The following is an 18899-nucleotide window of genomic DNA, read 5'->3' as shown; positions in this document are numbered from 1 at the left end:
AAGTCGCCGTCTGGCCGCGCAAAAATCCGGATAATCTCTAACGCTGAGCTAACCTTCTTCACGACCACCCGCGCCACTCGTCGCATCCCGCAGTTCGGCCATGATGAGCATTCCCGAGGCACGCGCACGCCACCTCAGGAGCAACCATGGCCAATTCACATAGCCCCTTCCATCCGATCATCTACGTGCGTGGCTACGCCATGACCCCGGGAGAGATCGACCAGACCAGTGCCGACCCGTTCTGCGGCTTCAACCTCGGTTCGACCGTCTACCGCGCGGTAGCGGAAAAGACCCGCCAGCCACGCAAGTTTGTCTTCGAGTCGCCGGTGATCCGCCTGGCCTCGGAGTTCGACTATCAGGACGTATACGAAGACGGCTACGACATTCTTGACCCGGAATGGGCAGCCGACCCGGATAACCGTCTGGGCAGCCGCTCGATCATCATCTATCGCTACTACGACGAAGCCTCCCGGTTGCTGGGTATCAGCAGCACACCGAGCCTGGAGGTATTTGCCAGCAAGCTTGGCGAGCTGATTCTCAAGGTGCGCGAGCTGGTGTGCGCCAATCCGAAGAACGCCATCACCAAGACCGACTTCCGTTGCTACCTGGTGGCTCATTCGATGGGTGGCCTGGTGTGCCGAGGCCTGCTGCAAAACCCCAAGCTGGATCCAGGTGGCGCGGCCAAACTGGTGGACAAGGTGTTTACCTACGCCACGCCACACAATGGTATCGACCTACTCGGCATCAACCCGCCAAGCTGGCTGAGCCTGAGCGACATCAACAACTTCAACCGCCAGCGCCTGGCGACTTTTCTCGATCTGGAAGCCGCCTACAAGCTCACTGAGCGTGTCGACTGGCTACCCGAGGCACGTTTCCCGTCGAGGCGCTTCTTCTGCATGGTTGGCACCAACCGCATGGACTACGAAGCCGGTCTCGGCCTGTCGCGCACCTTCGCAGGCCACGGCAGCGACGGCCTGGTGCGCATCGACAACGCGACCCTCGGCGGCCTGGATGCTCGCAACAAACCGACAGCTCCCTGCGCCAAAGCCTTTACCTATCGAGCGCACTCCGGCTACTTCGGCATCGTCAACAGCGAGGAGGCGTACCAGAATCTCACCCGTTTTCTGTTCGGCGATGTGCGTGTAGACATCTGGGCCGAAGTTGACGCCATCAGCCTGCCCAAGGAGCTGCGCAAAGCGGCAAGCCAGGGGCAATCAGTCAACGCCTTGTACCAGTTCGAAGTACTCGCCGCCCCTCGCGGCAAGCTCTGGTACCTGAGCCGGCGCACCGCCGAGGAGGACTCGGTGGCCTGTCTCGCCCATCAGCATTGGCTCAAGGCACCGCAGGAGAACGGCAAGCTATACCTCGGCAGCCTGTTTCTCGCTGACCGGGCGCGCGTGAACAGCAGGCGCAAGGGGCTGGCCTATACCTTGACCTTCAACGTACGCGTGCCGGACTACGAGGTGGAGCGCAAGCTATGGGTCAACCAGCACTTCGAGGGGAGCTATCTGTTCCGCAACAGTCTGATGCTGGAAATAACCCCGCCCAGCGCCGACAGCGGCTGGCAGGTGAGCCACGCCTGGCAGAACCAGGGGGTGCACAGCGCCGACCATAAACTCGATGGTAACCTCCAGAACGATGGAAGCCTGGAGATCGATGTGCCGTTTGACAGCGCCAGCGAACCCGGCATCAGCGGCAGGCTGCGTTTTTTGCTAGCACGCTGGAACCACCAGGACTGATGCGACACTAAGCCCTATCGGTAAAGTCTGTCAGGCGCTGCCGAGCCACCCCTTTTGTGCTAGCTTTCCCACGTTTTCGGCTGCACGGCTTCATGTCTGCCAAGCCGAACCTCTCACCTGCAAACGGAGTTACATCATGGCAATCACCAAAGACCAACTGATCAGCGACCTGGCCGAGGCCGTTTCCCTGCCCAAAGCCACTGTCCGCACCCTGATCGATCAGCTGGGCGAAATTGTCGGCGACGCGCTGGAAAACGACGGTGAGATCACCCTGCCAGGCATCGGCAAGCTGAAAGTGAGCGAGCGCCCGGCCCGTACCGGCCGCAACCCGCAGACCGGCAAGAGCATCGAAATCGCGGCCAAGAAAGTGGTCAAGCTGGTGCCGGCCAAGGCCCTGGCTGACGCACTGAATTGATTGTTCGCCGGCCCGGAGCGCAATGCCCGGGCCGGTTCTGCTGGCTACTCCACCACCTGCAGTTCGGTAACGATGTAACGGTTACCCTCCTGGCGCGCCTGGAAGCGCACCTTCTCTCCCGCTGAAACTCCTTCCAGCAGTTCCGCTTTCTCAACCTCGAACACCATGGTCATCGGCGGCATGCCGATACTGGCGATGGGGCCGTGACGCAGGGTGATCTTCTGCGCGGCGGCGTCCACCTTGCGCACCTCGCCCTGGCTCAGCGGTGCGGGGTCGGCGGCCTGCAACGGCAGACTGAACAGGGCGGCCAGCGCCGCAATTAGCAATGGCTTTTTCATGCGTGTTTCCTCTCGTAGGTCAGTCGGCCAGCACCTGGATGGTACCGACCATGCCGGCCTGGTAGTGGCCGGCGATCAGGCAGGCGAAATCGAATTCGCCGGCGCGGTTGAAGGTCCAGATCATCTCGCCGCTCTGCCCCGGCGCAACGTGAGCCATGTAGGGCTCGTCGTGTTCCATGCCGGGAAAACGCAGCATTGACTCGGCATGTTCATCCAGGGTTTCGCGGGTACCGATGACGAACTCGTGGAGGATCTTGCCGTCGTTGCGGTGGACGAAACGAATGGTCTCGCCCTGCCGGACCTGCAGCCGATCCGGAGTGAAACGCATCTGATCAGTCATGCGGATCTCGATGGTGCGGTCGACTTCGCTGGCATCGCCGGCGATACCCCAAGGCTTTTGCTCCCTGATCGTTGAGGCGGCCTGATGCCCCTCGTGCATTTCGCTGTGGGCCAGCGCTGCCGGGCTACCGAGCAGCCCGATCAGGGTCAGAACCAGTAACTGTGCTGTTTTCATCTGTGAATCCTCGCTTGCTGTGGGGACCGGGCCGCGTGGCAGCCCGCCCCGTCAATGCCCGGCATGACCGCCGGGCTTGCGTACCTGCACTTCCACCGGAGCCTCGAGCGGTTGCTTGAGCGGCATCGACTGGCCGCCGCCATCATGCGAGCGGCTCGGGTTGGCCAGTGCCCCTTTCCATTCATAGGCCACCGTGCCGGCTGGGTGCTTGAACCAGCCCGGGTCGCGGTAGTCGCCAGCGGCCTGCTCCTTGCGCACCTTGAGCATGGTGAACATGCCACCCATCTCCACCGAGCCGAACGGGCCGGCGCCGGTCATCATCGGCACGGTGTTGTCCGGCAGCGGCATCTGCATCTCCGCCATGTCAGCCATGCCGCGCTCGCCCATCACCATGTAGTCCGGCACCAGCTTGGCGATCTTGCGGGTCATGTCGCGGTGATCGACGCCGACCAGAGTCGGCACGTCGTGGCCCATGGCGTTCATGGTGTGATGGCTCTTGTGGCAGTGCAGCGCCCAGTCGCCCTCCTCGTCGGCGATGAACTCGAGCTGGCGCATCTGCCCCACCGCCACGTCGGCGGTCACCTCCGGCCAGCGCGAGCCGACCGGGGTCGGCCCGCCGTCGGTACCGGTGACCTCGAACTCGTGACCGTGCAGGTGGATCGGGTGGTTGGTCATGGTCAGGTTGCCGACGCGCAGGCGCACGCGCTCGCCCTGGCGCGCCACCAGCGGGTCGATGCCGGGAAACACGCGGCTGTTGAAGGTCCACAGGTTGAAATCGAGCATCTGCATGATCTTCGGCGTGTAGGCGCCCGGCTCGATGTCGTAGGCGCTGAGCAGGAAGCAGTAGTCGCGGTCGACCTCGCTGATCAGCGGGTGATGCTCCTTGGGGTGGGTGACCCAGAACCCCATCATGCCCATGGCCATCTGCACCATCTCGTCGGCGTGCGGGTGGTACATGAAGGTGCCGGGGCGGCGGGCGACGAACTCGTAGACGAAGGTCTGGCCCACCGGAATCGCCGGCTGGGTCAGGCCCGCCACGCCGTCCATGCCGTTGGGCAGACGCTGGCCGTGCCAGTGGATGCTGGTGTGCTCGGGCAGTTTGTTGGTGACGAAGATGCGCACCCGGTCGCCCTCCACCACCTCGATGGTCGGCCCCGGCGACTGGCCGTTGTAGCCCCACAGGTGGGCCTTGTAGCCGGGCGCCAGCTCGCGTACCACCGGCTCGGCGACCAGGTGGAACTCCTTGACGCCGTTGTTCATCCGCCACGGCAGGGTCCAGCCGTTGAGGGTGACCACCGGGTTGTAGGGCCGCCCGCTGTTCGGCTGCAGCGGCGGTTGGGTGTCGGCGCTGGCCTGCAGCACCGGTTCGGGCAGGGCCGCCATGGCCACCCGGCTGACCGCCGAAGTGGCCACCGCAGCGCCGATGGCGCCGGCCCCGAGAAAGAAATCGCGTCGTGAAACCATCTGGGAAATTCCTTGTTCAGTGGCCGGCGGCGGCCGGCTCGGCAGCAGCGGCAGGCGCCGCGCCGAGCGAGGGATTGGGAGCGCCCAACAGGGCCATGTCGAGGTCGGCGCGCGCCAGCCAGAAGGCGCGCTGCGCCTGCAGGTAGCCATCCACCGCCTGCACCTGGCGGCGCGCATCGGCGAGCAGGTCGAAGGTGCTGATGAACATGCCGTTGTAGCGCAGCAGGTTTTCCTCGGCGATGCGCTGACGTAGCGGCAGCACCTCAGTGCGGTAGTGCTGCGCCAGCTCGAAGGCGTTGCGGTAGGCGTGGTAGGCCTCGCGCACCTGCGAGCGCGCGTTGATCGCCGTCTCGGCGGCGCGGTTGAGCGCCTGGCGATACTGCGCCTCGGCGCGCGCCACCTTGGCTCCGCTCCAGTCGAACAGCGGCAGCTCGACGCTGATCTCGTAGCCGCGCTGGGTCGGCTCCTCGTTGGAGCGATTGTTGACCACACCCAGCTCCAGCACGTTGATGAAACGCGTGGTGCGGGTCAGGCCAAGGTTCTGCGCCAGGCGCTCGGCATCCAGGCGCACGGCCTGGATGTCCTGGCGCTGGTTCATGGCCAGGCGCTCCACGTCCGGCAACTCGTCCGCGGTTTTCGGCAGCGCCGGCAGGCGTTCGGGCAGGCGGTAGTCGAGCTGCTCGCCCCACAGGCCGAGCAGACGGGTCAGCTGCTCGCGGCTGCGCGCCCGCGCCTGTTCGGCCTGCAACAGGCCGATGCCGGCCTCGGCGTAGAAGTTCTGCTGCTCGGCCTGCTGCAGCTTGCTGAAGTTGCCCACTGCGGCCATGCGCCGGGCCAGCTCGGCGCCGGCTTCGGCGGCGTCCAGCACCTGCCGCGCGTAGACCAGGCTCTCCTCGGCGGCGACCGCCTGGTACCAGGCCTTGCGCGTCTCGCTGGCCAGGTCGAACACCGCCAGGCTGGTCTGCCGCTGCAGCTGCTCGAAGCGCCGTCCTTCCAGGCGCGAGGTCAGCGGCAGGGCGATCAGCCGCGCCAGATTCAGGTGCAGGCCGCGCTCGTATTCGACCTCGCTGCCCTTTTCCAGACGGCCATAGGAGAAGCCGGGATTGGGCAGGCGCCCGGCCTGCACGCGCTCAGCCTCGCCGATGCCCAGCTCGTCGAAGGACGCCTGCAGACCACGGTTGTTGAGCAGCGCCAGCTGCACCGCGGCATCCAGGCTCAGGGGTTCGGCCAGCAGCTCGGCGACGCGCGCCTCGATCTGGCCACGGCCGGCCTCGTCGCGCGCCCATAGCAGTTGCTTGTCCAGCTGGCGCTTGGCGCTTTGCTGCACCGGGTCGAAGCCTCCGTCCTGGCTGAAGCCGGCGCAGCCGGCCAGCAGCAGCGCGGCGCAGAGCAGTACGGCGGGTTTAATGGTGGTCATGGCCACCTCCCTCGACGGGCTCGGCGCCCTGCTCGGCCGGCTGCTCCCAGCCTTCCATGCTGTAGGTGCGCCAGCCGCCGATACGGCCGACCAGATCGTTGGCCGCACGCCAGTCCTGCAACGGCTCGTCGGCCTGGGCGCGGTAGTCTTGCAGAGGGGAACGGTAATCCTGCGCCGGCACGGCGGCGTTGGCGTCCAGCGGATCGGGCTGGGCCGCCATCAGGATGCCGGGCAGCGCCAGGGCAGCGATGCCCAGCAGCCTTCCGGCAAGGGAATGCAAAGTCATGATGTGTTCTCGCGTACGGCGGCCAGGCGGCCGCGTGAGCTACAGGCGCCGCAGGACGGCGCTACCTAAGGGGCTCAGGCGAGAGGAAGACGCGGGGGGCGTTCGGGTGTGTCGGCCACGCCGACGATAAGGCGGTCGGGCCAGGCTGTAGCCGGCTCGACGGTTTGCAGGGCAGAGTCGTTCAGAAACGGTTGGCTGGGCGCGGCGACACCGACGCAGAAGGCGCACAGGGTGCAGAGGCTGCCATCGGCGGGAGCATCGCTGCTGGCCACCGGGGCGGCGTCCTGATGCGCGCCATGTGCGCTGTCGGCCGCCATGTCGTGGTGCATGCCGTGCTCGCCCTGCTGAGTCGAGCTCATCTGCAGAGCGCCGCTGCGATGCACCTGCTCGCACAACTGCATGCCGAGCGCCGCCATGGCCTGTGCCGGCAGGGCCAGCATCAGCATCCAGATCAGGGCGGTACGCAGGGATTTGCGCATGGGGTCGCGAAGCCAGAGTCAGAGGGCAATGGGGCGGATTATCCGCGCGCTGGCCGCTTTGTCCAGCCCTACAGTGTCAGGTGACCGGCATACAGGCCATAGCCGGCCAGCACGGCGGTCAGCAATACGGCGGCGAAGATCGGCCATTCGTAGCGGGTGAACAGCACCTGCCCCTGCTCGCGCTTGGCCTGGCGAAACAGCAGCGCGCCCGGCGCGTAGAGCAGCGCCGACAGCAGCAGGTACTTGACCCCGCCGGCATACAGCAGCCAGATCGCGTAGCCCACCGCCAGCAGGCCGACGGCCAGATCCTTGCGGCGCAGCCCGGCCTGGTCTTCGTAGGTCTCGCCGCGCAGCGCCAGCAACAACGCATAGACCGCCGACCACAGGTAAGGCACCAGAATCATCGATGACGCCAGATAGATCAGCGACAGGTAGGTACCCTGGGAAAACAGGGTGATCAGCAGGAACAGCTGGATCATGCCGTTGGTCAGCCACAGTGCGTTGACCGGCACCTGATTGGCGTTCTCCCGGCGCAGGAAGGCCGGCATGGTGCCGTCCTTGGCACAGACGAAGAGGATTTCGGCGCACAGCAGCGCCCAGGACAGCAGCGCACCGAGTAAGGACACCGCCAGGCCGATGCTGATCAGCACCGCCCCCCAACGCCCTACCACGTGTTCCAGCACTCCGGCCATGGACGGGTTCTGCAGCGCCGCCAGCTCGGGCTGGCTCATCACCCCCAGCGACAGCAGGTTGACCAGCATCAGCAGCGCCAGCACGCCGAGAAAGCCGATCACCGTGGCCTTGCCCACATCGCGGCGGCGCTCGGCACGCGACGAGTACACGCTCGCCCCTTCGATGCCGATGAACACGAACACGGTGACCAGCATCATGTTGCGCACCTGCTCCAGCACGCCGCCGAACTGCGGGTTGCTGCGGCCCCAGATGTCGCGGGTGAAGATGTCGCGGTCGAAGGCCAGGCCGACGATGACGATGAACAGCAGGATCGGTACCAGCTTGGCCACGGTGGTGATCAGGTTGATCAGCGCCGCCTCCTTGATGCCGCGCAGCACCAGGGCGTGTACGCACCACAGCAACACCGAGGCGCAGGCGATGGCCAGCGGCGTGTTGCCCTGGCCGAAGGCCGGGAAGAAGTAACCCAGGGTGGAGAACAGCAGGACGAAGTAGCCGACATTGCCCAGCCAGGCACTGATCCAGTAACCCCAGGCGGAGGAAAAACCCATGTAATCGCCGAGGCCCGCCTTGGCGTAGACGTACACCCCGCCATCGAGCTGCGGCTTGCGGTTGGCCAGGCCCTGGAACACGAAGGCCAGCGCCAGCATGCCCACCGCGGTGATGCCCCAGCCGATCAGCACCGCGCCGACATCGGCCCGCGCGGCGATGTTCTGCGGCAGCGAGAAGATCCCGCCACCGACCATCGAGCCCACCACCAGCGCGGTCAGCGACCCCAGGCCCAGCTTGCGACTTTCCCCTGTCATGCCCACCTCGTGCGGACGCCAGCGACTCCGCTCTCACTCTAGCAGCCCGGCAGCAGCCTGATGCCAAAACGGCAGGCCGGTACAAGCCGGATCGACCGCAAGGGCAGAAGATGCGCGACGCAGTAGCGCTAAAGCTCCTTCAGCCATCATGAGGTGAATCGCCATGCAGCCTTCCCCCAACCTGGGCGCCGGCAGTCCCGGCGTCGAACGCAACACGCAATCCTTTCTCGAAGCCTTGGCCGCCGGTGGCGGCACGCCCCTGGAACGGCTATCGCCTGCGGAAGCCCGCGCTGTGCTGGTGGGCGCGCAAGCCTCGGTCGAGGTCGATCTAGCGGCCGTGGAAACCCGTGAACACAGCATCGAGGCTGCCGGCCAGACACTGAAGCTGGTGGTAGTGCGTCCGGCGGGCAGCCAGGGCACCCTGCCGGGCTTCATGTTCTTCCACGGTGGCGGCTGGGTGCTGGGCAACTATCCCACCCACGCACGACTGATCCGCGATCTGGTGGTGCACTCCGGCGCCGCGGCTATCTACGTCGACTACCCCCCCTCGCCCGAAGCGAAATACCCAACTGCGGTCAACCAGGCATATGCGGCAACCCAATGGGTGGCCGCCAATGGCAGCCAGATCGGTGTCGACGGTTCGCGCCTGGCCGTGGCCGGTAACAGTGTCGGCGGCAACATGGCGGCGGTGGTCGCACTCAAGGCCAAGGAAGCCGGCACGCCGAAGTTACGTTTCCAGCTGCTGCTGTGGCCGGTGACCGACGCCAGCTTCAACAACGCCTCCTACAACCAGTTCGCCGAGGGGCATTTCCTGACCCGCGCGATGATGGAGTGGTTCTGGGACAACTACACCACCGACCCGAAACAGCGTAACGAGATCCATGCCTCGCCGCTGCGCGCCAGCCTGGAACAGCTCAAAGGCCTGCCGCCAGCCCTGGTGCAGACCGCCGAGATGGATGTGCTGCGTGACGAAGGCGAAGCCTACGCGCGCCGCCTGGGCGCGGCCGGGGTGGCGGTCAGCGCCGTGCGCTACAACGGCATGATCCATGACTACGGTCTGCTCAACGTGATCGCTGAGGTACCTACCGTACGCACGGCCATGCAGCAGGCCGGCGCGGCCCTGCGTGAACACCTGGCCTGATCACCACAGCCCGATACCAGAACCGTAGTCCCATCCAATCCAGGCGGTGGCCGCTTTGCGATAGTCCCGGCGTCTACCCGACGGCAACGACCGACGGGATGCGTGCATCGACCACCGCCTCACCGACAGGTAACCGCTATGAGCAATCCAAAAACCGAAGTCCTGACCCCGCACAACAGCCAGCTGATCTTCATCGACCAGCAGCCACAGATGGCCTTCGGCGTGCAGAGCATCGACCGGCAAACCCTGAAGAACAACACCGTGGGTCTGGCCAAAGCCGCCAAGATCTTCAACGTGCCGACCATCATCACCACGGTCGAGACCGAAAGCTTCTCCGGCCACACCTACCCCGAACTGCTCGCCGTGTTCCCCGATGCGCCGCTGCTCGAGCGCACCTCGATGAACTCCTGGGATGACCAGAAGGTTCGCGACGCGCTGAAGAAGAACGGCCGCAACAAGGTCATCGTTTCCGGCCTGTGGACCGAAGTGTGCAACACCACCTTCGCCCTCTCCGCCATGCATGACGCCGGCTACGAAATCTACATGGTCGCCGACGCCTCCGGTGGTACTTCGCAGGCCGCTCACGACTACTCCATGCAGCGCATGATCCAGGCCGGCGTAGTGCCGGTGACCTGGCAACAGGTGCTGCTGGAATGGCAACGCGACTGGAAGAACCGCGACACCTACGACGCAGTGATGGAACTGGTGAAGGAACACTCCGGTGCCTACGGCATGGGCGTGGACTACGCCTACACCATGGTGCACAAGGCACCTGAGCGCGTTGAGCATGGGCCGACCCTGGCCCCTGTAGCGGCGCCCATCTGACCTCATGACGGCGGAAACGCCCTCGACTCGACCAGTGGCGCGCATCGGTGCGCGCCGCTGGATCGACAAAACCAAAGCCTCGAGCAGAGTCTCCAGCATGAGTGAGACGCAAGCAGAAACCGTCACTCTGGTGGTACGCCATCAGGTTCGCCCAGGGCACGTGCCGCGTTACGAGGCCTGGTTGCGACGCATCATCGCCACCGCCAGCCAATGCCCTGGCCACCTGGGGGTCGACGTGGTGCGCAGCCATCAAGCCTGCCTGGCGCAGTTCACCTGCGTGCTGCGCTTCGCCAGCCTGCAGCAGTTGCAGAATTGGATCGAATCGGAACAACGACGTCAGTTGATCGCCGAAGTCGAGCCACTGCTACGCGCGGGTGATCAGCTGGAAATCGCCGAGAACAAGGAATTCTGGTTTGTGCCAGAAAGTGCGCAGACGCCGCCACCGCGTTGGAAACAGGCGTGCGTCACCTTCCTGGTCATCCTGCCACTGAGCCTGCTGGTACCGCTGCTCTGGCAACCCCTTTTCCACCTTGCTCCCTGGCTCGGCGCTTACCTGCCAAGCAACACCTTGATCACCCTGAGCATCGTCCTGCTCGTGGTGTACCTGTTCATGCCCATGGCCACGCGCCTGTTCGACGCCTGGCTGAACCCAACCGTTGACGAGAATCGATCATGAGCCAGGACCCCTCCGACCCGAAACGCCGCCATTTTCTCGCCACCAGTAGCGTGCTTGGCGCCGCCGGCGCGTTGTGGTCTGCCCTGCCCTTCGCGGCAATGGCCAGCGACTCATCCGTCAGTTCATCAGGAGGCAACATGAGCGCCGATCTCATTCTCTACAACGGTCGCCTGCACACGGTCGACCGCGAAAAACCCCAAGCCAGCGCCGTGGCCATCAAGGACGGGCGCTTCGTCGCCGTCGGCAGCGATGCAGAAGCAATGGCCCTGCGCGGCGATGCCACCCGCGTGATCGACCTGCAAAAGCGCACGGTCATCCCCGGCCTCAACGACTCGCACTTGCACCTGATTCGCGGCGGGCTCAACTACAACCTGGAGCTGCGTTGGGAAGGCGTGCCGTCGCTGGCCGACGCCCTGCGCATGCTCAAGGACCAGGCCGACCGCACGCCGACGCCGCAGTGGGTGCGCGTGGTTGGTGGCTGGACCGAGTTCCAGTTCGCCGAGAAACGCCTGCCGACCCTGGATGAACTGAACAAGGCGGCGCCCGACACCCCGGTGTTCGTCCTCCACCTCTACGACCGCGCCCTGCTCAACCGCGCGGCATTGCGCGCCGTGGGCTACGACAAGAACACACCGAACCCGCCCGGTGGCGAGATCCAGCGCGATGCCAGCGGCGAGCCCACCGGCATGCTGATCGCCCGGCCCAATGCGCTGATCCTCTACGCCACCCTGGCCAAGGGGCCGAAGCTGCCGCTGGAGTATCAGGTCAACTCCACCCGCCAGTTCATGCGCGAGCTCAACCGCCTGGGCGTGACCAGCGCCATCGACGCCGGTGGCGGCTACCAGAACTACCCCGACGACTACCAGGTGATCCAGGAGCTGGCCGACAAGGATCAGCTCACCGTGCGCATCGCCTACAACCTGTTTACCCAGAAGCCCAAGGAAGAGCTGACCGACTTCAAGAACTGGACCAGCAGCGTCAAGCTGCACCAGGGCGATGATTTCCTCCGCCATAACGGCGCCGGTGAAATGCTGGTGTTCTCCGCTGCCGACTTCGAGGATTTTGTCGAGCCGCGCCCGGATCTGGCGCCGAGCATGGAAGCCGACCTGGAGCCGGTGGTGCGTCATCTGGTCGAGCAACGCTGGCCGTTCCGCCTGCACGCCACCTATGACGAGTCCATCTCGCGAATGCTCGACGTGTTCGAGAAGGTCGACCGCGACATGCCGTTCAACGGCCTGCCCTGGCTGTTCGACCACGCCGAAACCATCAGCCCACGCAATATCGAACGGGTACGCGCACTTGGCGGCGGCATCGCCATCCAGCACCGCATGGCCTTCCAGGGCGAATACTTCATCGACCGCTACGGCGCCAAGGCCGCCGAGGCCACGCCGCCGATCCAGCGCATGCTGGCCGAAGGCATTCCGGTTGGCGGCGGCACCGATGCCACCCGCGTGGCCAGCTACAACCCGTGGACGGCGCTGTATTGGCTGGTCAGCGGCAAAACCGTCGGCGGCACCACGCTCACCCCGCAGGGCCTGTCACGTGCCACCGCGCTGCAACTGTTCACCCACGGCAGCGCCTGGTTCTCAAGCGAACAGGGCAAGAAGGGGCAGATCAAGGTAGGCCAGCTGGCCGATCTGGTGGCCTTGAGCGCGGACTTCTTCAGCATCGAGGAAGAGCAGATCAAGTGGCTGGAGTCGGTATTGACCGTGGTCGGCGGCAAGGTGGTGCACGGCACCGGTGAGTACGACAAGCTTGCCCCGCCAACGCTGCCGGTACTGCCGGACTGGTCGCCGGTGGCCTTGGTGCCCGGGCACTGGAAACCTGCAGCGGCGCCCATGGCCGCCAGCATCCACCAGTGCATCGGCGCCTGCTCGGTGCATGCCCATCAGCATGACCGCGCCCGTCGCAGCAGCATCCCGGTGAGCGACCACCAGGGTTTCTGGGGCGCCTTCGGCTGCTCGTGCTTTGCCTTCTGACATGGCCAACGAGAAAGCTTCGCCGTGGGGCGCACTCAACCACAGCACTTTCCGCTGGCTGTGGCTGGCCAGCATCGCCTCGAGCATCGGCACCTGGATGCACGAGGTCGGCGCCGGCTGGCTGATGACTGGTCTGTCGAGCAATCCCATGCACGTGGCACTGGTGCAGGTGGCAGGCTCTGCGCCGATGTTCCTCTTGGCACTGCCAGCCGGGGCCATGGCCGACATCATCGACAAGCGCCGCTACCTGCTTGTCGTGCAGGTGTGGATGGCCTCAGTGGCGACACTGCTGGCGACCCTGACGCTGCTCGGGCTGACCACGGTCTGGCTGTTGCTCGGCCTGACCCTGGCCATGGGCGTCGGTACCGCGCTGATGATGCCGGCCTGGTCGGCACTGACGCCAGAACTGGTGAGCAAGCGCGATCTGCCCTCGGCCATTGCCCTGTCCAGCCTCGGCATCAACGTCGCCCGTGCCCTCGGCCCGGCCATCGCCGGGGTACTGGTCAGCTTGAGTGGTCCCTGGGCGACCTTCGCTCTCAACGCCTTGTCGTTCTTCGCGGTGATGGCGGTGCTGCTGACCTGGAAGCGCGAGCGGCAGGTCGCGGCCTTCCCGGCCGAACGTCTGCTCGGTGCGATGCGTGCCGGCTGGCGTTACAGCCGCGCGTCGAAGCCGCTCCAGGCGGTACTGGTACGGGCTGCGGCGTTCTTCGTCGGCGCCAGCGCCGGTATGTCGCTGCTGCCGCTGATCGTCCGTGGCGAGTTGCAGGGCAGCGCCAGCGACTTTGGTCTGCTGCTGGGTAGCGTTGGTATCGGCGCAGTGCTTGGCGCCACTTTGCTACCCAAGCTGCGTGAGCGCATCAGCGCCAACAAGCTGGTGGCCATGGCCAGCGCGCTCTACGTGCTGGTGCTGCTGGCCCTGGCCTGGGTGCGTGAATTCGTCGTGCTGCTACCGGTGATGCTGCTCAGCGGCGCCGCGTGGATCGCCGTGCTATCGAGCCTGCAGATCAGCGCACAGACCTCGGTGCCGGACTGGGTGCGAGCCCGTGCGCTGTCGGTATATATCCTGGTGTTCTTCGGCAGCATGGCCGCTGGCGGTGCACTCTGGGGCTATGTCGCCAGCCAGGCCTCGATTCCGGTCGCCATGGTCGCCGCAGCGGGTTGCCTGGCGCTGGGCTTATTGCTGACGCTGCATTTCCCACTGCCGGTGACCGAAAGCGAAGACCTCGCGCCATCGCTGCACTGGCCAGCACCGATCCTGGCTGACGAAGCCGATCTGGAGCGCGGCCCGGTCATGGTCACCCTGCGCTACGACATCGCCCCGGAGCATGCGGCCGGCTTCCGCCAGGCGATGGCCGAGGTCGCCCGTATGCGCAAACGCAACGGCGCGTTCTCCTGGGGCCTGGTGCAGAACAGCGAGAATCCACGGCAGTGGCAGGAGTTCTTCTTTGACGAATCCTGGCTCGAACACCTGCGTCATCACGGCCGGGTAACGCGTGCCGAGCAACGCATCGAAGCTGCAGCCAGGCATTTCCAGAACCCGGACGTGCCCGTGCACATCGAGCATTTTCTGATGCCGGCCAAGGACGTGCCCCATGCCATCCCCTGAGGACGGCACCTGCCCGAACCAGGGCATGACAGGTTGAGTGCAACATGCCTCGTCATGCCCTGTTCATTCACGGTGCCTGGCTCACGCCAGCGATCTGGATGCCATTTCAGAGACGTTTCAGCGCCTGCGGTTATCGCTGCACGGCTCCGCCGTGGCCGGTCGCCCGGGACGGACGACAACCCGGCATCAGCGCACTGCTCGCCCACTACGAAACACTGGTACGTAACCTGGAGCAGCCGCCGTTGCTGATTGGTCACGACCTAGGCGGTCTGCTGGTGCAACTGCTGCTCGACCGCGGCCTGGGCCAAGCCGGCATCGTCATCGACCCAATACCGCCACGCGCCGGCCTACTGGGCTTCTACAGCACATGGCCATGGCTGTTGCCCTGGAGGGGTTGGCGTGACGTTCTGTACATGACACCGCAGTATTTCGCGCGCAATATGGCGCAGACGCTGACACCTGCACAGCAAGACGCCGCCTATGCGCGCCATATCGTGCCCGCACCTGGGCGGGTGTTCATCGAGGCCGCCCTGGGCATCGGTAGCGCCATCGATTTCACCAACGGCGAACGTGCGCCTCTGCTGTTGCTGGCAGCGGGCAACTCCCAGGCCGTCCGTGCCAGCGTAGTGGCCGCCCTCTATCGCCGCCACCGAGGCTCGTCAGCCATCACCAGCTTCAAGCAGTTCCCCGGCTATAGCCACTGGCTGATCGCCGAACCCGGTTGGGAAAGAATTGCCGACTACAGCATCGAATGGGTTCAAAACCAAGTTGGACGCTTTTAAACCGCACACCCCGCAAGCTCGCCTCGGCGTCCTGGCAAGCCTGTTTTGCCTGCTGTTTTTCAGCGCTGCTGTGCTGGCCGACAGAAACGTTCTGGAGCAGCAACTGGAACATCGGCGCTGGACACTCAACGACAACAGCCCCAGCCAGATCGGTGCCTTGGCCGAAACCCAGGACGGTTACCTGTGGCTCGGCACCCACGACTCCCTGTACCGCTTCGACGGCTTCGACTTCAGCAGGTACCGTACTCCTGATGGCCATGAACTGGGTATCGTCTCCAGCCTGCTGGCCAGCGACGCCGGGCTTTGGGTCGGCCTGCGCAACGGCGGCGTGCAACTGATCGCATCGGTGGAGGAACAACCCAGCAGTTTCGATCTGGCCCGCGGCGTCATCTACGCCCTGGCACAGACCGCCGACGGCAGCGTCTGGGCTGCCGCCAACGACGGCCTGATGCGTTTTGACGGCAAGCGCTGGCAGCAAATAGGCATCGCACAAGGCTTTACCGGCGAGAATGCCTACAGCGTCTTCGTCGACAGCAGTGACCGTCTCTGGGTGGCCGATGAACAGCGTCTTTACGTCCTGCCGCCCGGCGCCCAGAAGCTGGAGGACACCGGTGTTCGCAGTCAACGCACTCGGCAGATCGCGCAAGCCGCCGACGGTGCCCTGTGGTTGATCGAACGTGACCGCGAGAGCCTGCTGCGGGTAGAGATCGACCAACCGCAACTACAGGCGACCCACATAACAATCGGCGAACCCGCCAACGCCATGCTGTTCGACCGCCATGGTTGCCTCTGGCTGAGCACCGCGGGCGGTGGCCTGCTGCACGTGCCCAAGCCCAACGAACATGACAGCGGCAGCTTCGATGATGTCGAGCGGCTTTCTGCGCGTGATGGCCTGAGCTCAGACTTCGCCTGGCCGCTGCTCGAAGACAGCGAAGACAGTCTGTGGATCGGCACCCAGAACGGGCTGGATCGGCTACGCGAACGACCTCTGCGCCCTTCAGGTTTGCCGCCCCAGGCGCACAACCTGGCGATTGCCGCCGATGACGCCGGCAATCTCTGGGCCGCCAGCAGCAACCTGCCGCTCATGCGCTTGGATGAACAGGGTGTGCACGAGCTGCCGCTGCGCACACCGATCAGCGCAATCAGCAAAGACCCCGGCGGCTCGGTCTGGCTGGCCGGGACCGAGGGTATCTGGCGCAGCACGGGCGACCAGTTGAAAAAAGTCGCGGCCCTGCCAGTCGAGCGTGATCTGGAATCCTCGGTGCGCACCCTGTTGATCGACGATCAGGGGGCGCTCTGGCTCTCGCTCAACCGCCAGGGCCTGTACGTACTGCGCGACGGCAACTGGCAGCAGCTTCCCGCCCCCAGCGAGGACCCGGCGCAACTGATGCCGGTGAGCTCAGCCCTGGCCCCTGACGGTAGACGCTGGTTCGGCTATCGCAACAACCTGATCGTCAGCCATGACGATCAGGGCGAACGCCACTGGGGCAGCGCCGATGGACTGGACATTGGCCATGTGACAGCGATGGCCCACTCACAAGGCCACAGCTGGTTCGGTGGCCAACACGGCCTGGCGCGCTTCGATGGCAAGCGTTTTCAGCATCTGCCGCTGAGCGAGAGTGGGCTGTTCGACAACCTCTACGCGATCATCCCGGTCACCAGTCCTGAAGGGGAAGACCTCTGGCTGCAAGGCAAAGGTGGCATCTTCCAGTTACCGGCCGAAGAGATCAAACAGGCGCTGAGCGATCCCAAATACCCGATCCATTACCGCACCTACGATGTGCAAGGCGGGCTCGCCAACGATCCGCAGCAGGTGCTCGCTCTGCCGACGGCGGTGCGCAGCAGCGATGGGCGTCTGTGGTTCGTCACCCGCAACGGTGTCGCCAGCTTGAGTCCCGATCGGGAATCTCATAGCTACAAGCCGCCCAAGGTACGTATCGACTCGTTACTGGCCGACGGTGCGACCATCTCCCTGCAAACGCCGCCAGCGCTGCCCGCTGACAGCAAACGTCTGGTCATCCACTACGGCGCGCTGAGCCTGGCTGCGCCTGAGGGCCTGCACTTTCTCTATCGTCTCGATGGTTTCGACAGCGAATGGCACGCTGCCGGACGACAACGTGAGGCGACCTATACCGGCCTGCCCGCTGGCGACTATCGCTTTCGCGTGCGTGCGCTCAATCAGAATGGCGTGACCAGCGAGCAGGACGCCGAACTCAACTTCAGTATCGACCAGGTGTTCTACCGCCATCCTCTATTCATTCTGGCCGTGGCGTTTTCCTCACTGCTGATCCTGCACCTGCTCTATCGCAACGACATGCAACGGGCGGCGGAAAGGCTGCGTACACGTCTGGAGGAACGCCACGACGAACGCGAGCGCATCGCCCGCGAGCTGCACGACACCTTGCTCCAGGGCGTGCAGGGGCTGATGCTGCATGTACAGGCCGCCGCAGACAGCCTGCCAGCCGATCAGCCGGCGCGCATCAAACTGGAGAATGCCTTGGATCGTGCCGACCAGGTGATCGCCGAAGGCCGTGAGCGGGTGCGTAATCTGCGTCATGCGCAGGACGCCTCGAGCGACCTGCCACAGACTTTGCGCGGGTACGATCAACTGCACGAACACGCCAATACCGACTATCAGGTCGAGGTCGCCGGCACGCCCTGCGCACTGCACCCGGTGGTGCATGACGAACTCAGCCAGCTCGCCCGCGAGGCCGTCAGCAACGCCTTCCGTCATGCCGAGGCACGCCATGTTCGGGTGCAGCTGGATTACCACCCCCGACAGTTTTCATTGCGCGTAAGCGACGATGGCCGCGGCCTGCTGGGCGCGGCGCCGATCGATCACTGGGGCCTGCAAGGCATGCACGAACGTGCAGCCAAGATTGGTGGAACACTTAATATCGACAGCGAGCCCGGGCAAGGTTGTCAGGTGCAGCTGACACTGGCCGGCCCCTTGGCCTATCGTCAGCCGCCACCTCGCGCACGGCGCTGGCTACACTGGAAACGATTGATCAGGAGCTCGCCGTCATGACCGCTGCCAACCCCATCCGTGTGCTGGTCGCCGATGACCACCCGCTGCTACGCGAGGGCATCGCCGCGGTGCTCGCCGGGCAGGCGGATATCGACCTGGTCGGCGAAGCCAGCGATGGTCGCGAGGCGCTGGAGTGCTTTCGTCAGTTGCGCCCCGACGTCACCCTGATGGACCTGCAGATGCCGCATATGAATGGCATCGACAGCATCCTGGCGATTCGCGGCGAATGCCCGGATGCGCGCATCGCCATCCTCACCACCTACCGCGGCGACGTGCGGGCTCTGCATGCCATCCAGGCGGGTGCGCAGGCTTATCTGTTGAAAAGCAGCCTGCGCAAGGAGTTGGTGGAAACCATCCGCACCCTGGCCGCCGGTAAACGCCATATCCCACCGGAAATCGCCGTCGACCTGGCCCAGCATATCGGCCAACAGTGCCTGAGCCCGCGCGAAGTGGAAGTCCTGCAGGCCGCCGCCCTGGGTTATTCCAATCGCGACATCGCCCTGCAACTGCGCATCACCGAAGACACGGTCAAAGGCCATATGCGCCTGATCATGGACAAGCTCGGCGCCAACAATCGCACCCACGCCGTGGCCATCGCCGCGCAACGTGGCGTGCTGGAGATCGGCACACCACTTTAGTGTTGTCACCCGCCCCTTCCTTGTGAGCTGTGCGCCGCCAAAGACGCCGCGCATGCTGTGCCACTGTTCAGACAAG

Annotated in this window: 17 protein-coding genes; 10 read left to right on the top strand and 7 right to left on the bottom strand. The window is 65.0% G+C overall.

The annotated features are described in order from the left end of the window. The first annotated feature begins 146 nt into the window (after positions 1-146). On the top strand, positions 147-1739 hold the full coding sequence (locus tag RTH74_RS08510) for a hypothetical protein (protein ID WP_316914383.1): 1593 nt from the start codon (positions 147-149) through the stop codon (positions 1737-1739). Positions 1740-1875: 136 nt separating this feature from the next. Further along, the gene (locus RTH74_RS08505) at positions 1876-2154 is read left to right on the top strand and encodes an HU family DNA-binding protein (RefSeq protein WP_316914382.1); all 279 of its coding nucleotides are present in this window, start codon (positions 1876-1878) and stop codon (positions 2152-2154) included. Positions 2155-2198: 44 nt separating this feature from the next. Here RTH74_RS08505 and RTH74_RS08500 read toward each other — a convergent pair whose 3' ends face one another. The 7 genes from RTH74_RS08500 to arcD form a co-directional block, all read right to left on the bottom strand. Continuing rightward, a complete protein-coding gene (locus RTH74_RS08500; RefSeq protein ID WP_024307918.1) occupies positions 2199-2492 on the bottom strand; it encodes a copper-binding protein in 294 nt (97 codons plus the stop codon). Positions 2493-2511: 19 nt separating this feature from the next. Further along, positions 2512-3006: a cupredoxin family protein gene (locus tag RTH74_RS08495; protein WP_316914381.1), complete on the bottom strand. Its 495-nt coding sequence runs from the start codon at positions 3004-3006 to the stop codon at positions 2512-2514. A gap of 51 nt (positions 3007-3057) precedes the next feature. Next, positions 3058-4470 (bottom strand): copper oxidase, encoded by a 1413-nt coding sequence (locus RTH74_RS08490; protein ID WP_316914380.1) that lies wholly within the window; start codon positions 4468-4470, stop codon positions 3058-3060. 16 nt (positions 4471-4486) lie between these two features. Then, a complete protein-coding gene (locus tag RTH74_RS08485; protein WP_316914379.1) occupies positions 4487-5887 on the bottom strand; it encodes a TolC family protein in 1401 nt (466 codons plus the stop codon). Next, positions 5874-6173 (bottom strand): hypothetical protein, encoded by a 300-nt coding sequence (locus RTH74_RS08480; RefSeq protein ID WP_003243744.1) that lies wholly within the window; start codon positions 6171-6173, stop codon positions 5874-5876. Before RTH74_RS08480 ends, RTH74_RS08485 begins: the two co-directional genes overlap by 14 nt. Before the next feature lie 74 nt (positions 6174-6247). Further along, on the bottom strand, positions 6248-6652 hold the full coding sequence (locus RTH74_RS08475; RefSeq protein WP_316914378.1) for a hypothetical protein: 405 nt from the start codon (positions 6650-6652) through the stop codon (positions 6248-6250). A gap of 68 nt (positions 6653-6720) precedes the next feature. After that, positions 6721-8148 carry an arginine-ornithine antiporter gene (gene arcD, locus RTH74_RS08470; protein ID WP_316914377.1) on the bottom strand — a complete coding sequence of 476 codons (1428 nt, stop codon included), beginning with the start codon at positions 8146-8148 and terminating at the stop codon, positions 6721-6723. Between the two features lie 163 nt (positions 8149-8311). Between arcD and RTH74_RS08465 the strand changes: the two genes are divergently transcribed. The 8 genes from RTH74_RS08465 (at position 8312) to RTH74_RS08430 (ending at position 18823) form a co-directional block, all read left to right on the top strand. Further along, complete coding sequence (locus RTH74_RS08465) at positions 8312-9289, top strand: alpha/beta hydrolase (protein ID WP_316914376.1); 978 nt, start codon at positions 8312-8314, stop codon at positions 9287-9289. 138 nt (positions 9290-9427) lie between these two features. Next, entirely contained in the window at positions 9428-10114 is a 687-nt protein-coding gene (locus RTH74_RS08460) for a hydrolase (RefSeq protein ID WP_099525486.1), read from the top strand. A gap of 97 nt (positions 10115-10211) precedes the next feature. Beyond that, positions 10212-10790, top strand: coding sequence for an antibiotic biosynthesis monooxygenase (locus tag RTH74_RS08455; protein WP_316914375.1), 579 nt, complete (start codon positions 10212-10214; stop codon positions 10788-10790). A gap of 137 nt (positions 10791-10927) precedes the next feature. Continuing rightward, positions 10928-12769, top strand: coding sequence for an amidohydrolase (locus RTH74_RS08450; RefSeq protein ID WP_316914814.1), 1842 nt, complete (start codon positions 10928-10930; stop codon positions 12767-12769). A gap of 1 nt (position 12770) precedes the next feature. Next, positions 12771-14375, top strand: a complete 1605-nt coding sequence (locus RTH74_RS08445; protein WP_316914374.1) for an MFS transporter — start codon at positions 12771-12773, stop codon at positions 14373-14375. 44 nt (positions 14376-14419) lie between these two features. Continuing rightward, positions 14420-15157 (top strand): alpha/beta fold hydrolase, encoded by a 738-nt coding sequence (locus RTH74_RS08440; protein WP_316914373.1) that lies wholly within the window; start codon positions 14420-14422, stop codon positions 15155-15157. 70 nt (positions 15158-15227) lie between these two features. After that, the gene (locus tag RTH74_RS08435; protein ID WP_316914372.1) at positions 15228-18185 is read left to right on the top strand and encodes a triple tyrosine motif-containing protein; all 2958 of its coding nucleotides are present in this window, start codon (positions 15228-15230) and stop codon (positions 18183-18185) included. Next, positions 18182-18823, top strand: a complete 642-nt coding sequence (locus tag RTH74_RS08430; protein ID WP_316914371.1) for a response regulator transcription factor — start codon at positions 18182-18184, stop codon at positions 18821-18823. The genes RTH74_RS08435 and RTH74_RS08430 overlap by 4 nt, the downstream gene beginning before the upstream one ends. Positions 18824-18899 lie beyond the last annotated feature (76 nt).

This window comes from Pseudomonas sp. zfem001, assembly GCF_032621725.1.
GTDB classification, from domain to species: domain Bacteria; phylum Pseudomonadota; class Gammaproteobacteria; order Pseudomonadales; family Pseudomonadaceae; genus Aquipseudomonas; species Aquipseudomonas sediminis.
This window is presented reverse-complemented; position numbering and strand designations above follow the sequence as displayed.